This window comes from Pseudidiomarina sp. (genome assembly GCF_048268165.1).
Lineage (GTDB): Bacteria > Pseudomonadota > Gammaproteobacteria > Enterobacterales > Alteromonadaceae > Pseudidiomarina.
Window position 1 is genome coordinate 609,510 of sequence record NZ_JBLWWA010000001.1, and the last position, 15,620, is coordinate 625,129.

General features: G+C 47.0%; 13 protein-coding genes. 1 reads left to right on the forward strand and 12 read right to left on the reverse strand.

Translation table 11 applies throughout. The annotated features are described in order from the left end of the window. Positions 1-9 precede the first annotated feature (9 nt). Positions 10-2,949 (forward strand): ribonuclease E, encoded by a 2,940-nt coding sequence (gene rne, locus ACN0UY_RS02855; RefSeq protein ID WP_417665278.1) that lies wholly within the window; start codon positions 10-12, stop codon positions 2,947-2,949. Positions 2,950-3,019: 70 nt separating this feature from the next. Here rne and ACN0UY_RS02860 read toward each other — a convergent pair whose 3' ends face one another. The 12 genes from ACN0UY_RS02860 to pspA all read right to left on the reverse strand — a co-directional run bounded on the left by ACN0UY_RS02860 (position 3,020) and on the right by pspA (position 15,500). Further along, positions 3,020-5,491, reverse strand: a complete 2,472-nt coding sequence (locus ACN0UY_RS02860; protein ID WP_417665279.1) for a prolyl oligopeptidase family serine peptidase — start codon at positions 5,489-5,491, stop codon at positions 3,020-3,022. A gap of 108 nt (positions 5,492-5,599) precedes the next feature. Next, complete coding sequence (maiA, locus tag ACN0UY_RS02865; RefSeq protein ID WP_417665280.1) at positions 5,600-6,241, reverse strand: maleylacetoacetate isomerase; 642 nt, start codon at positions 6,239-6,241, stop codon at positions 5,600-5,602. 16 nt (positions 6,242-6,257) lie between these two features. Next, positions 6,258-7,283, reverse strand: a complete 1,026-nt coding sequence (locus ACN0UY_RS02870; RefSeq protein ID WP_417665282.1) for a fumarylacetoacetate hydrolase family protein — start codon at positions 7,281-7,283, stop codon at positions 6,258-6,260. Positions 7,284-7,289: 6 nt separating this feature from the next. Beyond that, on the reverse strand, positions 7,290-8,435 hold the full coding sequence (locus tag ACN0UY_RS02875) for a homogentisate 1,2-dioxygenase (RefSeq protein ID WP_417665283.1): 1,146 nt from the start codon (positions 8,433-8,435) through the stop codon (positions 7,290-7,292). Then, positions 8,428-9,492 (reverse strand): 4-hydroxyphenylpyruvate dioxygenase, encoded by a 1,065-nt coding sequence (gene hppD, locus ACN0UY_RS02880; RefSeq protein ID WP_417665284.1) that lies wholly within the window; start codon positions 9,490-9,492, stop codon positions 8,428-8,430. The genes ACN0UY_RS02875 and hppD overlap by 8 nt, the downstream gene beginning before the upstream one ends. A gap of 355 nt (positions 9,493-9,847) precedes the next feature. Beyond that, the gene (gene tyrR / locus ACN0UY_RS02885; RefSeq protein ID WP_417665905.1) at positions 9,848-11,398 is read right to left on the reverse strand and encodes a transcriptional regulator TyrR; all 1,551 of its coding nucleotides are present in this window, start codon (positions 11,396-11,398) and stop codon (positions 9,848-9,850) included. Between the two features lie 99 nt (positions 11,399-11,497). Then, positions 11,498-11,842 (reverse strand): 4a-hydroxytetrahydrobiopterin dehydratase, encoded by a 345-nt coding sequence (locus tag ACN0UY_RS02890; RefSeq protein WP_417665285.1) that lies wholly within the window; start codon positions 11,840-11,842, stop codon positions 11,498-11,500. A 29-nt stretch (positions 11,843-11,871) separates the two neighbouring features. Continuing rightward, positions 11,872-12,675, reverse strand: a complete 804-nt coding sequence (phhA, locus tag ACN0UY_RS02895; RefSeq protein ID WP_417665286.1) for a phenylalanine 4-monooxygenase — start codon at positions 12,673-12,675, stop codon at positions 11,872-11,874. Beyond that, positions 12,668-13,909, reverse strand: coding sequence for a methionine gamma-lyase (megL, locus tag ACN0UY_RS02900; RefSeq protein ID WP_417665287.1), 1,242 nt, complete (start codon positions 13,907-13,909; stop codon positions 12,668-12,670). The genes phhA and megL overlap by 8 nt, the downstream gene beginning before the upstream one ends. A 213-nt stretch (positions 13,910-14,122) precedes the next feature. Then, positions 14,123-14,518, reverse strand: a complete 396-nt coding sequence (pspC, locus tag ACN0UY_RS02905) for an envelope stress response membrane protein PspC (RefSeq protein WP_417665288.1) — start codon at positions 14,516-14,518, stop codon at positions 14,123-14,125. Beyond that, positions 14,515-14,751 (reverse strand): envelope stress response membrane protein PspB, encoded by a 237-nt coding sequence (gene pspB, locus ACN0UY_RS02910; protein ID WP_128351610.1) that lies wholly within the window; start codon positions 14,749-14,751, stop codon positions 14,515-14,517. Before pspB ends, pspC begins: the two co-directional genes overlap by 4 nt. A gap of 71 nt (positions 14,752-14,822) precedes the next feature. Next, entirely contained in the window at positions 14,823-15,500 is a 678-nt protein-coding gene (gene pspA / locus ACN0UY_RS02915) for a phage shock protein PspA (RefSeq protein ID WP_417665289.1), read from the reverse strand. Between the last annotated feature and the right edge of the window lie 120 nt (positions 15,501-15,620).

Below are 15,620 nucleotides of genomic sequence, written 5' to 3' on the forward strand. Positions count from 1 at the left end.
TCACATACAATGAAAAGAATGCTAATTAATGCAACGCAGCAAGAAGAACTGCGCGTTGCGCTGGTTGATGGCCAGCGTCTTTATGATCTGGATATCGAAAGCCCAGGTCACGAACAAAAGAAAGCGAATATTTACAAGGGTAAAATAACCCGAATCGAACCAAGCTTAGAAGCCGCTTTTGTTGACTATGGCGCAGAGCGTCACGGTTTCCTACCTCTCAAAGAAATTGCGAAAACTTATTTCCCTAGTGGCTATTCATTTTCTGGGCGTCCGAACATCAAAGATGTCATCTCGGAAGGCCAGGAAGTAATTGTTCAAATTGACAAAGAAGAACGCGGCCAGAAAGGCGCAGCCTTAACAACCTTTATATCGCTTGCTGGTAGCTATTTGGTGCTGATGCCAAATAACCCACGCGCAGGTGGCATTTCACGCCGTATTGAAGGCGAAGAACGCAGCGAATTAAAAGCAACGCTAGACGCATTGAATCTCCCCAATACCATGGGTTTAATCGTGCGCACCGCGGGCGTTGGTAAATCACAAGAAGAGCTCGAGTGGGACTTAAACGTTTTACTTCACCACTGGGAAGCCATCGAAAAAGCAGCAAAATCGCGCCCTGCTCCGTTCTTAATTCACCAAGAAAGCAATGTGGTGTTCCGTGCTATTCGTGATTACCTGCGCCGCGATATTGGCGAAGTACTTATTGATAACCCAAAGATTTTTGAGCAAGTACGCGAACACGTTACCTTAATCCGTCCTGATTTTGTGAATCGCGTCAAAATTTACCAAGGTGATGTTCCGTTATTTAATCATTATCAAGTTGAAAGCCAGATTGAATCTGCTTTCCAACGCGAAGTGCGCTTGCCTTCCGGTGGCTCAATCGTTATTGACCCAACGGAAGCATTAACATCAATTGATATTAACTCTGCGCGCGCTACCAAAGGTGGTGACATTGAAGAAACAGCCTTCCAAACCAACTTAGAAGCGGCAGAAGAAATTGCGCGTCAATTGCGCCTGCGCGATGTTGGCGGTTTGGTTGTTATCGATTTCATTGATATGACACCAGCACGTCACCAACGAGAAGTTGAAAACCGTTTACGTGACAGCTTAAAGCAAGACCGTGCTCGCATTCAGTGCGCACGCATCTCACGTTTTGGCCTGTTAGAAATGTCACGTCAACGTTTACGCCCATCACTTGGTGAAGCGTCAAACCACGTGTGCCCACGTTGTACTGGCCACGGCACCATTCGTTCAGCAGAATCGCTGGCCCTGTCAATTTTGCGCTTAATTGAAGAAGAAGCGTTAAAAGACAACACCATTCAAATACAAGCACAAGTACCTGTAACTGTTGCGACCTATTTGTTGAACGAAAAGCGTCAATCAATTTTTGATATTGAAAAGCGTCATGATGTATCAGTGTTGGTGATACCAAACCAACACTTAGAAACACCGCATTTTGACGTGAAACGTTTACGCAGTGATGAGCTTGATGAAGCCAATAGCTTCACCTTAATTGAGAAACCGGAAGACACCACCACCGAGATTGTGCTCAATAAAGACAAGCCAAGCTTTGAAGAACCAGCTTTAAAAGGCCTACAAGCTCCGGCAGCCCCAGCACCAACAGCAGCCCCAGACAAGCCTGCAGTGCAGGCAGCTAAAGGCCCAGGGTTACTCACCCGCTTAGGTAAATGGTTAAGCGCGCTCTTTAGCAGTGAAGACGACGCCTCAACGAAAGACAAGAAATCAACGCAACAGCGTCCGAATGCAAACAATCAGCGCCGTAATAACCGCGGTGGTAACAACAATCGTCGCCGTGGTAATAACCGCAACCGTAACCGTGACGCGGATAAAGAAGGCACAACGGTTGATGCAGCTGCGAAGCCAACGGATAACAAGCCTGCAAAAGACGACAACAAAGAGCAACGCAATGAGCGTGGCGGTCGTCGCAGTCGTGGTGGCCGTAATCGCAACAAACCAGCAACCGATCAACAAGATACGAATGCTGTAGCTAAAACGGCCGAAGCCACTGCACCAGAAGCAGCCAGCGAAGAACGTAAGCCAGCGAAGCCTAAAGTTCGCCGTCAACGTCGTAAACTGGATCAATCTGTACGTGTTGGTACCGAGCACGGTGATGCTGCGCCGCAAACGAGTGCGCAAGTTGATGCTGCTGCAGAAGCAAAAGCATCTCAGCAACAACCGCAACCAACAAGTGATGAAGCCAAGCAAGCACCGGCATCTACCCCAGTTGAACAAGCCGTTGAGAAAACGCCTGAAATCAAACCTGCAGCAGACGCAGCACCAGAAGCTGATGCAACCGAAGGTGAATCAAACGATCGCAGCCGCAATCGCAGCCGTCGTTCGCCACGCCATCAACGTGCTGCTGGTCAGCGTCGTAAAGCAGAACAAGAAAATGGTGAAGCAGAAGCTAAAACGGATGACGTGAAAGCTGATGACGTGAAAGTAGATGAAGCGAAAGCCGAGCCAGTGAAAGCCGAAGAAACAACGGCACCGGAAACTGTGTCAGCTGAACCTGAAGTTACCGTTGCTGCAACGGCTGCTCCTGAGCCTGAAGTTGCAAAAGAAGAAGTTACAGAAGCAACCAAACCGGCTACTGAAGAACCGGCGCCTACTGCAGCTCCAACGCCAACAACTGAACCCGAAGCCGCTGAAAAGCCACCGGTCAAAGAAGAAGTCGCTGAAGTTGCAGCAACTGAAACAGCTGAGAAGCCTAAACCGACTAAAGCTGCCGAACCGGTAAAAGCCATTCATGTACGTGGTAAAACGACTACTGCAGCTATGGCCAAGGCCAGTGCCGCGGTGCGTACCGATAACTTCACGCCGCTAAAAGTAGCTGATGAAAGTGTTCGCCTGCAGTTTAGCAAAGATGCGCGAGTGGCAAGTTTTGCCGAAGCACGCTCAGTCACTGTTGCTGAAATGACGAAAACCCAATAAGGGTTGCAAGGTAGCAAACAAAAAAATCCCAGCTTACGCTGGGATTTTTTATATCTGAAACAAGTTAATATTACTTCAGATTCTCTTCAAACAACTTAAAGATACGACGGTACTCATCTAACCAACTTGAAGGCTGACGGAAACCGTGTGGTTCAACCGGGAAGATAGCCGTTTCAAAGTCTTCTTTTTCATGTTCGATTAAGCGCTGAACAACCCGCACACTGTCTTGGAAGAACACGTTATCATCAACCATCGGTGAGTTGATCAATAGCGCATCTTCTAGCCCTTCGGTGAAGTAAATCGGCGAGCTACGACGGTATGCAATCGGGTCATCATCTGGCAAGTTTAAGATGTTTGACGTATAGCCTGTGTTGTAATGCGCCCAATCGCTTACGGGGCGCAACGCTGAACCCGCTTTAAACAGACCAGGTTCATTGAACAGCGCCATGAAGGTTAAGAAACCACCATAAGAACCGCCATAGGTGCCCATGCGATTGGTATCAACGTGCGTGTTTTCACCCGCCCACTTCACCACATCAATTAAGTCTTCTACTTCTGGCGTGCCCATTTGGCGATAAATAGCGGTACGCCAGTCACGGCCATAACCTTTAGACCCACGATAATCGAGATCTAGCACCACATAGCCTTGTTCGGTTAGGAACGTATGGAACATAAATTCACGCTGATAACCCGACCAACCAGCATGTGCATTTTGTAAGTAGCCGGCACCATGAATAAACACCACCGCTGGATATTTCTCGGCACGGTTCGGATCGTAGTCTTTCGGATAGTAAACTCGCGTGTAGATAGGCTCATCAACATGACTTGATGCAATAGGTACAATTTCTGGAGCTACCCAGTCGTACGCCATGAACGTATCTGTCGCAGTGTGCGTTAAACGCTGCGCGGTATCCGTACCAATTGTTTGTACGTACAATTCTTCAGGTTGTAGCGCAGTCGAATGTTTTACCAACAACTGGTCTTCTTGCGGGCTAAGCTCATAGTTATTAATACCACCCAGTTCGGTCAGTTGCTCCAATGCAGCAGTGTCCGTTCGAACGCGGTAAATTTCATAATTGCCTGGATGTGGTTTATTGGCACTGAAATAAATGAATTCGCCGTTTCCGCTTACAGTCGGATCTTCTGTTACGAATTTCCCGCTGGTGAGTTGCTTGGTTTTGCCATTTAGCGGTTTCACATAAAGATGCGAATAACCATCGGCTTCGGACTGGAACCACAAAGTCGCGCTGTTCGGTAAAAAGCCAAATTCGTTATGGGTATAGTTAATCCAAGCTTCATCATGCAAGCGGTCTTGATTAACCAGACGTTTTCCAGCGAAATCAATACTCGCAATCCAACGGTCTTTATTATCCCAGGCTTCCAGCATTAATGCTGCATGTTGCCCATTGTCAGTCCAACGAATTGCACCTTCACGCCAACCCCAGTCTTGCAATAACGTGATCGGGCGGGGCTTTTGTTCTGACTTATATGTTTTGCCTTGCGCGGCGTAATTCTCGCGGCGCACGTCAGCAAGAACATCTTCACTCCAGCCGGGTAATGTATTGTAGGTTAAGGTGGTTTGTTCGCCGGTACTTAAATCAAGCACCAACACTTCATGTTCAACCGGTTTGGCATCGGCAACACGAGAGCGAACAGGCTCTGCAGCAACACGACCATCTTCAGTCACATAGTTGGGCATGATATCGCCATCGGCACGCCATTTTCGCGGTTCACTAATCGCCACAATCAATTTATCGCCAGCCGGAGATAAACTTGCAGCCACCACTTCTTTGCCCTGCCCCAAGTAGAATGGTTTAGGCGCTAGGGAATCGTTGCTATTTTGAAGTGCTTGTTGCTGTTCAAATTGATCAGCTTTATTTTTACGCTCAACTTGCACAAACTCAATTAAATCGAGTTGCTCACGCGCAACAAAATCTTTAGGTTCGCTGTTCGCTTTCGGCGCATCGGCCGTTTCTAAAGCAGCAATTTGTTGGGTTAATCCGGTATTCGGTTCCACAACAAAAAAGTCATTACCTTCACGATACGCAAGGCGACCATCAGTTAAAAATAACAATTGCGACTGGCGCGCTTCGTCACGTGTTAACTGACGGGTTTGCTTATTGGCGATATCACGAACAAAGATATTGCCTTCGAAGGTATAGGCTAGCAATGATTTATCGCTGTTATACACACCATCGTTGTAGGCATAGTTATGGAGTTTATCGAGCGGCACTTGGTGCGCATCTTTGCCGACTGGCTGATGATACCAGTCGCGAAGTTGTGAACCTTCACGCTTTTGTTGGTACAGCACGCCACTGCCATCAAGCATCCAGTAGGCATTTTCTGGTGAACGTGCTACCCAGTCCTGATCTGCCATAATCTGATTCAGTGTCAGCGCTTGCCCCGCTACCGCTTGGGCATTCTCTGCTGTGGTCATAACCGCTGGTGGGTTACTCGCATTCGATGACGTGGAGGCATCAGTCATTGCGCATGAAGCGCTCATTAACGCCGCGGCAATAGCAATTGCTACTTTTGTTTTCATTATTTTTGGTCCTTGTTAGCCTAGCAATATTAAGTCATTAAACCAAAATGCCCAGCAACTTACGAGCTGGGCATTTACTTGTTGCGATGAAACTCTTGGTTATTGCGGTTAGCTTTCGGCGTCAGGCTGTTTACTCGGGTGCGCAGCCGCAACCCAAGGCAATTCAATTAAGCGCGCGTAAATACCACGAAGCAACGGATAGTCATCCAACGCAATACCAAAACGCTCAGCACTGTACACCTGCGGAACCAGACACACATCCGCCATTGAAAAGTCCTCACCTACGCAGTAAGTGCCGGATACTTCTTCAAAATTCCGTTCCAATGCCGTAAAGCTTTGCTTAAACCAGTGCTGTAACCATGCTTGTTTTGCCGCATCGTCTGCGCCAAGTTCACGCACTAGGTATTGCTGAACCCGCAAATTAATCAAAGGCTGCAGTTCACTTGCAATGTCCAGTGCTAACGCGCGGATTGCACCGCGTTTTTGCGCATTGCCAGGCAATAACGAAGGCTTAGGATGTTTTTCTTCCAAGTATTCAATAATCGCTAATGACTGATGCAAAATAACCGTTCCATCCACCAACGTTGGCACTAAACCATTCGGATTTAGCTGGCGATATGAAAGCTTATGTTGCTCGCCACCGTCTTTGATGAGATGAACAGGAATGTAGTTATAATCTAACTGCTTGTAATTGAGCGCAATACGCGCTCGGTAACTGGCGCTAGAGCGCCAGTAGCCATAGAGTTCCATAGAGTTGACTCCGCGATTAATCGTCAGACGGTGTGTACTGAACCACTTTTTGATCAATGCTGCCGAAAATACTGTGGTTACTCGCGTCCGTCATTTCAATTTTGATGGTGTCACCAAATTGCATAAACCCTGTACTTGGCTTGCCGTCGCGAATGGTTTCAATCATTCGAACTTCAGCAATACAACTATAACCAACACCACCTTCTTCAATCGCGCTGCCATGATCCGTGCCTTGTTTATTTGACACCGTGCCTGAGCCAATCACGGCACCAGCACCTAAATGACGCGTTCTTGCGGCATGCGCAACTAATTGTGCAAAGTCGAAGGTCATATCTTCACCGGCATTGGGTTTACCAAATGGCTTACCGTTATAGTAGCTCAACAATGGCAAATGCACCTTGTTATCGCGCCATTTATCACCTAACTCATCTGGCGTAACGGCTACCGGAGAGAACGCTGATGACGGTTTAGATTGGAAAAAGCCAAAGCCCTTACCGAGTTCATTTGGGATTAATCCGCGTAATGACACGTCATTAACCAACATCAACAAACGAATGTAGTCACCAGCCTTCGCAGGCTCAACGCCCATAGGTACATCATCAGTAATGACAGCAATCTCGCCTTCAAAGTCGATACCCCAAGCCGTGTCGGCCATCTCAATATCGTCTTTTGGACCCAGGAAGTCGTCTGAACCACCTTGATACATTAGCGGATCAGTCCAGAAGCTGGGTGGCATTTCTGCATTGCGCGCGCGACGAACCAGCTCAACATGATTCACATACGCACTGCCATCAGCCCATTGGTAGGCGCGCGGTAACGGCGACTCACACAAACTTTCATCAAAATCTTGTGCATCGCTAAGTTCACCGTTATTAAGCGCTTGATAAACCTTTTCAAGCTCCGGCGCCACGCCGTCCCAATCGTCAAGAACTTCTTGCAACGTTGCGGCGAGTGCCGGCACTGCTACTGCTTTTTTCAAATCGCGACTAACCAGCATCAGCTGGCCGTCGCGCATTCCATTTCGATAAGTCGCAAACTTCATAATTAATTATGCCTTGTTGTCGTCTTTGGCTTTCCAGCTATTCACATAGTCAGGGTTTTCGACACTTGCGCATACATCGCCCATGGTTAAGGCATGGCGCGTATCGAGCATTACTGCCACTTCATCCGTAAATTTCTTGCGGTACTCTTGCCCGGCTTGAAATGCTTTCGGATGTGGCCCGTGCGTAAACCCAGCTGGGTGGAAGGTTACCATACCTTTATCAATGTTATCACGGCTGAAGAAGTCGCCTTCGTGATAGAACAGCACTTCGTCGTAATCATCATTGTTGTGATAGAAAGGCACTTTAAGTGCACCCGGATCTGATTCAATCGGGCGTGGCACAAAGGTGCAGACCACAAAGCCGTCAGCAACAAAGGTGGTGTGTGCCGAAGGCGGTAAATGGTAACGGTGGCTCATTAATGGGCGAATATCGCGCCAATTGATGCGAACCGGTGCTAAATCGCCATGCCAGCCAATCGCATCCAATGGATTAAATGGATACGTAATCACTGAAACTTCACCATGGCGTTTGACCTGGACCTGCCAACTTTCTTCACTGTATTGCGCTTTAAACGCATCATCTATATCCGGCGTATCAAGACAAGCTGGGTCAAAAATAGCATGGTTGCCAACCAAGCCCTTCTCAGGCAGCTGATACGCGCTATTTGTCGCTTCAATCATGACAATGTGCATCGGCTCAATTGGCTCTAATCGCCACGAGGTTGAACGCGGAATTGAGAAATAATCACCTTTCTCTAGCGTGATATGCCCGTAGTCACAATACAGCTCACCACGGCCTTCGTGAATAAATAGCAGTTCGTCACCGTCCGCATTGCGAACCAAATAATCCATAGCGCGCTGACAGTGCCAAATGCGAAATTTGCAATTCGCATTATGCAGCAGCATCGGTACTTGCCACGGTGACTCGGTTGCCACGTTGGTTAATTTGTTGAAGTCGAAATTGCGCGGCCGCAAGTCGCCTTCCCAGTCACTCCAACCTGTTGGAGCATGGCGATGATGAAAGTGCGTAGCGGGCCCAAAGAAACCACTACGCCCTACTTCGCGTTCATAGATCGCTTGCTCCGGAAAGTCAGCATGAGCCTGCTTTGAGGCCACACCGACTTGTTTCGGAAAGCTAATCCATTTACGCATCGCTTAATACTCCACGACGGATTTGATCTTCTTCAATGGATTCAAACAGTGCTTTAAAGTTACCTTCGCCAAAGCCTTCGTTGCCTTTGCGCTGGATGATTTCGAAGAACACTGGGCCAATCACGGTTTGCGTGAATATCTGCAACAAAATACCGTCTTTCATTGGCGCGCCGTCAATCAAAATTTGTAGCTCACGCAATTTTTCAAGGTCTTCTTCATGACCTTCAACGCGCTCATTCACTTTGTCATAGTAAGTGTCTGGTGTTGGCATGAAGTCCATACCAATCTTGCGTAAATCGCGCACTGTTTTATAGATATCGTCTGAGGTTAAAGCAATATGCTGAATGCCTTCGCCTTTGTACTCACGCAAATATTCTTCGATCTGCGATTTATCGTCGTGCGACTCATTAATTGGGATACGAATTTTGCCACAAGGCGCTGTCATTGCGCGGCTGAGCAATCCTGTTAATTTGCCTTCGATATCAAAGTAGCGAATTTCACGGAAGTTACCGATGCGCTCATAGAAGCCAGCCCAAGTATCCATGTTGCCGCGGAATACATTGTGCGTAAGGTGATCAACTTCATACAGGCCTGCTGCATGATCCTTCATTTTCGCTTCCCAATTCTCGTAGAAGTTAAAATCAGTTGCGTAAATGGAGCTATCAACGAAATAAAGCACGCTCTCACCGATACCGTAAACCGCCGGAAAATCTTCTTCACCTTCAGCAATATTGCGCTGAAATGGTTTCGCACCGTTGGCAACAGCATGCTCAAATGCATGTTTGGCGTCTTTTACACGCCACGCCATGCCGCATACACTTGGGCCATGTATCTTGGCGAAGTCTTCAGCTTGGCCACCAACTTCTGAATTGATAATAAAGTTGATACCATTTTGCTTATATAGCCATACTTCTTTCGATTTATGCTTCGCAACTTCAGTAAAGCCTAACTTGGTAAACAAGTCTTTCAGCGCAGCAATGCCTGCAGCGTCAGGCGCCGTATATTCAACAAACTCGAAACCGTCGGTTTGTAGTGGGTTGTAATTAATATCAGTCATAGTTTCCTCGTTATTCATTGGCGTGAACGCGTTGTTCGAATTTTTGGACGCGTTTAAAGAAGTTATCCACTCTACTATGCGCATTTAGCCGCCGTTACGCTAGGCGTATTCATGCATTAGCGTGGCGGTTGGAAAAGCAACAATATGTAAAGTATTTGATACAGATCACGATTAGGCAGGTTTATGGGCTCTTTGTGTCAGCTTTTCAATACAAGTGTGGTAAAGGCGTAAAGAAAAGAATACAACGATGATAATCGTTATTCGTTATTCGAACGCTTCGCTCTTCGTTAATTCAAAGCCAATAACGATTAACGATTAACGATTAACGAATAACGATTAACCATCAACGAACATCTTATTTCTTCCGCGTTTTCCCGATACCGTAGTCTCGTAATTTATTGGCGACCGCCGTATGGGACAGTCCAAGTTTTTTGGCTAACTGACGCGTACTCGGATAACTCGGATATAAACGACGCAAGATGGTTGCCTCGAATTTTTTCACAGTTTCATCTAAGCTGCCCTCTTCAAGGTCAATCGCAACATTCTCTTGCAAGGTGTCAGCACCGGGCAAATAGATATCATCAACGTCCAAAGTGTCACCTTCAGACATCGATATTGAGCGAAATAGCACGTTTTCTAGCTGGCGGACATTTCCTGGCCATTGATAGCGCTGTAACGCTTCGCGACACCCTCGCGTTAATAGCATTAAGCTGCGGCCCAGCCGCTGGCATGCTTGTACGGTAAAATGTTCCGCCAAAATGGCAATATCTGACTTACGATCACGTAATGGCGGCACTTGTAAGGTCAGTACATTCAACCGATAGAATAAGTCCTCACGGAAACTGCCCGCTTCCACGCGCTCAATCAAGTCGTCTTGGGCTGAACATATAATCCGGACATCAACGGTCACTTCCTCTTCCTCGCCAATGCGACGAAAACGACCATCTTGGATAAAGCGCAGCAGCTTGGCCTGCAAGCCGTTGGACATCTCGCCAACAGCATCGAGCAGCACCGTGCCGCCATTCGCTTGCTCAAAAATTCCTTTTTTAGCTTCAGTGTATGGGCCTAAACTGCCTTTACCGTGGCCAAATAATTCACTTTCAGCGACATTGTCGGGTAATGCCGCACAATTAATCGCTAGAAACGGTTTATCTGCACGGTGGCTAGCTTGATGGCATGCGCGAGCCAATAGTTCTTTACCGACACCCGTCTCGCCTTGAATAAGCAGTGGCACATTGAGTTCTGCCATGCGTGCAGCTTCTTTCAACAGCCGTTTAATACTGGCATGCTCACCGAGTATTTGCGTGAACGCATCATGATTGATACCCCGCTGCCACTGTTCCACTAATGGCTGGGGTTTACACGTGATAACGGCCCCAGCAAAACTGTTTTTACCGGTTTCATCTGCAACCCACACCGGCAATAAGTCAGCAAAATATTTTGCGCCACCGGCACTAATTTGTTCCACGGTTGGTTCGGTTGGTTGCTTTTCCAACCAACGCTGCACGGAAAAACCTGACAACCATAAGCTTATCGACGTGCCCACTAAGTCCGTGCGGTTGTCACTCAATACCTGATGTGCCGCATCGTTCGCGATATCAATCAAGCCTTTGCTGTCGACAGAAAGTATGGGGTCGGGAAGCTTACTCAGTAACAGTTTAAATTCGAAATGCTCGCGCTCAGAAGGCATGTAAGCAATTGTTTTTACGTCTTTTACGTTCGGTATTCTGCGAATTTCCGGCATTAAATGCTGAAAATCTTTAAATTCCAGTTCAGGAAAATTCAGAAAGATTTTCCCTTTGGGATCGACCTCAATGCCACGTAGATCGATTTCATGATCGCGGAGTATTTGTAATACATCTTGCGCAATACCAAGACGGTCGTCGCAGGTTATTTCCAAACGCATAAGCACAACTTCTAATGGTTTTTTGTAAACTTTAATATACACAAAAAAAGCCCTCGGGATAAGTATCCTCGAGGGCTTTTTTAAGTCGTCCGAGCAGTATTAATCTTGATTTAATACGCCGTCTGTACGGGCTGCCATAATAAAGTCGTTCTTGTGCAAACCATTAATGGCATGCGTCCACCACGTTACAGTTACTTTACCCCATTCAGTCACCAAAGTTGGGTGATGAAATTCAGCTTCAGCGATTTCACCCACTTTATTGGTGAATGCGAGGGCCTGTTTAAAGTTTTTGAACTTGAACTCGCGTTCTAATTGCATCACACCATCGCGCACAACAGGCGCCCAGTCTGGAATTTCACGAATTAGCTCAGCAAGTTCTGCATCAGTAACTTTTGGCGCTTCAGCATTACATGCTTCACATTTCTGTTGTTTTAAATCAGACATTCGAATCCTCTATTCACATCAATCAGGGGTTAAGCAGCGTCAGTTTTCGGCTTTGGTGGAAATTTCGGTTCAAACAAACCTAACTCCATCGCTTCACGAACCAACGCCATAATATCTAAATCAGCAATTTCAAATAATTCTTCGGTACTGCCGATGGTGTAATAAATCGGCTGCATAATATCAATCCGATAAGGTGTGCGTAGCGCATCTAACGGCACCAAAGGCTTACGCTCAGGTTTATCACTATTGATTGCATATTCGGTTTCGCCTGGCGAGGATAAAATCCCTCCCCCATAAATACGTAAGCCGTCAGCAGTTTTTAACAATCCAAATTCTACCGTAAACCAGTACAAGCGTGCTAAGTAAACGCGCTCTTTGGGTGTGGCATTTAAACCGAGCTTGCCATATTGGTGCGTGAAATGCGCGAAAGCTGGATTTGTCAGCAATGGACAATGCCCAAATATCTCATGAAAAATATCAGGTTCTTGCAAGTAGTCGAATTCTTCACGCGTACGAATAAAGGTTGCAACCGGAAATTGTTTATTTGCTAATAACCGGAAAAACTCGTCAAACGGGATCAGAGCCGGAACTTGAGCAACCTGCCAACCGGTTGTCGCTTGCAGCACTTCGTTCACTTCATGCAACTGTGGTACGCGGTCTTGCGGCAAATCAAGTAGGTCAAGGCCGTGCATGTATTCATCACAGGCCTTACCCGGAATATGTTTAAGCTGGCGTTCGACAAGATCGTGCCACACGGCATTATCCTCGTCACTCCAGGCAATAATGCCATTCTCGTCGGGCTGTCTTGAAACATAGTTGCTTTGTTTACCCATAGCGGACTTGTTCCCCTGTTGTTTGTGTTTGGCTATTTGCGCAAGCGGCGAACGCTTGCTCCAAATCAGCGATAATATCATCGGTGGCTTCAAGGCCAACCGAAATGCGAATGAGTGTGTCGCTAATACCCGCCGCAGCACGCGCTTCTGGTGTGTAGGGTGAGTGCGTCATCGACGCAGGATGCTGAATTAACGTTTCAGCATCACCTAAGCTCACGGCAATTGTTATCAACTGCAAGCTATCCAGTAATTGCTGTGCTGTATGTATATCGCCATGCAATTCAAATGCAATCACAGCACCAGCGCCATGCATCTGTGTTCCCATTAAAGCTTGTGCTGGGTGGTCACTGAAGCCCGGGAAATAAATCGATTTCACCATAGGCTGCTCACGCAAGTACTCTGCTACTTTGACTGCATTTGCGCAATGACGTTCCATACGCACATCCAGTGTCTTTAGACCACGCAAAATGAGCCATGCGTCATGCGGGCTCATAGTTGCTCCCATATCCTTGAGTGTTGTGAGTTTGATTAACTCAATATCTTCTTCGCTACCACAGACGATACCCGCCACTACATCGCCGTGTCCATTCAGATATTTGGTGGCACTGTGCAAAACAAGATCAGCGCCATGCTTACCTGGTTGCTGCAACAGCGGCGTCATAAAGGTGTTATCCACGACTAAACGTGCCTCGCGCTCGTGCGCTATGTCGGCAATTGCTTGAATATCGATAACTTTTAAATGCGGATTAACCGGAGATTCTAAAAATACGAGTTTCGTCGTATCTCGCATTGCTGCGCGGGTCTGTTCAAGGTTCGCCATATCAACAAAGTCGACCGCAATACCAAAACGCGTAAATAAATGGGAGAACAATGCAAAACTGCAACCATAAATGGCATCGGAAACCAGCACATGGTCGCCATGTTGCAAAAACGCCAACATGCTCGCCGAGACAGCTCCCATGCCTGTTGCGGTTGCCGCCGCCGCCGGAAACTCCTCGAGTGCTGCAACCCGCTGTTCAAGTTCAGTAACCGTCGGGTTACCAAGTCTGCTGTAAATGTACCCAGGTTCTTCGCCCGCGAAACGCGCTGAGCCTTGCGCCGTATTTTCAAAAGAAAATGTCGCAGTTTGATAAAGGGGCGCAACCAAAGCGCCGTGCTCATCCCGGCGTTTACCACCGTGAATAGTCAGCGTCGCTGGCCGCCATTGCGTTTTGTCTTTGTTATTGGTGCGCATTGGCAGAAAATCTCCTTGTTGTGGGTCAACAGAGTGCATTCAGCCCTGAATGAACGCAACAGTGAACTTTGATGTCGATCATATTTTGCTGTAACGGAAATTTTCCACCTGCATAAAAAAACCCGCTGCAGGGCGAACCTATCAGCGGGCTACTCACGGTGTTCTTGGGCAAGGGCATTGTCCGGTATTCATGTGTGCGCTGTGTTAAATCAGTTACAAACGATCCAGTTCGCGATCGATCTGATATGCATTAGATGTTACATAGCGTTCCATCTTTTGCAGCGAACGTTCCAACTCACTAAATTCCTGTGTAATTTCCTGAAATGCGCGCTGTGGTGGCTCGCCGGCTTGCCAAACTTTCGTCTTAACACCAAGGTTGTGATGCGTATGGCTTACCGGTTGAGGCTTTTTTTCGTCAAGAATAAACCACATAGCAACATAGATGACTAAGACGAAACTTGAACTGAAAATCAAAGCCGTGACCGCAATAATGCGCACCAACCAAACTTCAATATTAAAATAGTCTGCAATACCCGCGCATACGCCGGCAATCTTGCCGTTGGCTTTATCACGCGTTAAGGTTTTGCGTTCTTTGCAATCGTTACTCATGCCCGCTCCCTCCATTTCGGTGAATCGGCATCAAGAATTGATTCTAAGGTTTTGATGCGGTCACGCATGCGCTCCGCCTGGTGAGCAAGTTCTTGCAATTGCAACAACTCTTCTTGGCTCAAACCTTGACCGATTTTGCGTTGGCTACGGTAATGCATAATGATCCATATTGGAGCTACAAAGATCATAAAAAGAATTATCGGAGCGCCAATCATTGGGACTAAAATATCCATGTGTTTCTCGTCTCTCGTTGTTCAAAGGCCGTGGGTGTCCGCAAACACCCACACCGGTTGGCAACAATAAATTACGCTTTGTTGTCTGCTTTATCTTTTTTAACGCGTGCTTTCATCGCTTCAAGTTCGTCGCTGATTTTGTCATCAGTTTCAAGTTGAGCAAACTCATCACGCAAGGTTTTCTTGCCTAGGTCATAAGCTTCCACTTGCGACTCTAGATCATCAATCTTTGACTCGAATCGCTCGAAGCGCAACATTGCATCATCAATTTTTCCACTATCAATGGTCTTTTTCACTTCCAAACGGCTGCTAACAGCACGTTGGCGCATGATAATGGTTTTCTGACGTGCTTTGGCATCGGCGAGCTTTTCTTGCAACTGACCAACTTCCTCGCCTAAACGATTCAGATGCTCATCAATACGTGCTACATCTGATTTTAAACTTTCAGCGTTCGCTGTGGCCTTTTGTTTTTCAACTAAAGCCATGCGAGCTAAGTCGTCACGATCTTTGCTCAGCGCCAGTTCCGCTTTTGCGTCCCACTCCGCTACTTCTTTCTCGAAGCGAGCAAGTTGGCGCTCTGTGTCTTTTTTCTCTGCAATCAGCCGTGCTGATGTAGAACGTACTTCAACCAACGTGTCTTCCATTTCCTGGATAATTAGACGAACCATTTTTTCTGGATCTTCCGCCTTATCCAACAGTGCGTTGATGTTTGAATTTACGATATCTGTAAAACGTGTAAAGATACCCATGTTCGTGTCCTCATAAAGCGTCAATTAAAATTTGAATTAAGTTCGCTGAAGTACCTTGCATGTACCGTGCCAACTTTTAAAAACTCATGCAACCGGCTTATTTATAAGGTTTTTTCGAGT

What these genes read in the sequence shown, in the direction of transcription:
- tyrR (WP_417665905.1), bottom strand. Translation starts at nt 11,398, where the DNA reads ATGCGTTTGGAAATAACCTGCGACGACCGTCTTGGTATTGCGCAAGAT.
- pspA (WP_417665289.1), bottom strand. Translation starts at nt 15,500, where the DNA reads ATGGGTATCTTTACACGTTTTACAGATATCGTAAATTCAAACATCAAC.
- hppD (WP_417665284.1), bottom strand. Translation starts at nt 9,492, where the DNA reads ATGACTGATATTAATTACAACCCACTACAAACCGACGGTTTCGAGTTT.
- megL (WP_417665287.1), bottom strand. Translation starts at nt 13,909, where the DNA reads ATGCGCACCAATAACAAAGACAAAACGCAATGGCGGCCAGCGACGCTG.
- maiA (WP_417665280.1), bottom strand. Translation starts at nt 6,241, where the DNA reads ATGGAACTCTATGGCTACTGGCGCTCTAGCGCCAGTTACCGAGCGCGT.
- pspB (WP_128351610.1), bottom strand. Translation starts at nt 14,751, where the DNA reads ATGGATATTTTAGTCCCAATGATTGGCGCTCCGATAATTCTTTTTATG.
- rne (WP_417665278.1), top strand. Translation starts at nt 10, where the DNA reads ATGAAAAGAATGCTAATTAATGCAACGCAGCAAGAAGAACTGCGCGTT.
- phhA (WP_417665286.1), bottom strand. Translation starts at nt 12,675, where the DNA reads ATGGGTAAACAAAGCAACTATGTTTCAAGACAGCCCGACGAGAATGGC.
- ACN0UY_RS02890 (WP_417665285.1), bottom strand. Translation starts at nt 11,842, where the DNA reads ATGTCTGATTTAAAACAACAGAAATGTGAAGCATGTAATGCTGAAGCG.
- pspC (WP_417665288.1), bottom strand. Translation starts at nt 14,518, where the DNA reads ATGAGTAACGATTGCAAAGAACGCAAAACCTTAACGCGTGATAAAGCC.
- ACN0UY_RS02875 (WP_417665283.1), bottom strand. Translation starts at nt 8,435, where the DNA reads ATGCGTAAATGGATTAGCTTTCCGAAACAAGTCGGTGTGGCCTCAAAG.
- ACN0UY_RS02860 (WP_417665279.1), bottom strand. Translation starts at nt 5,491, where the DNA reads ATGAAAACAAAAGTAGCAATTGCTATTGCCGCGGCGTTAATGAGCGCT.
- ACN0UY_RS02870 (WP_417665282.1), bottom strand. Translation starts at nt 7,283, where the DNA reads ATGAAGTTTGCGACTTATCGAAATGGAATGCGCGACGGCCAGCTGATG.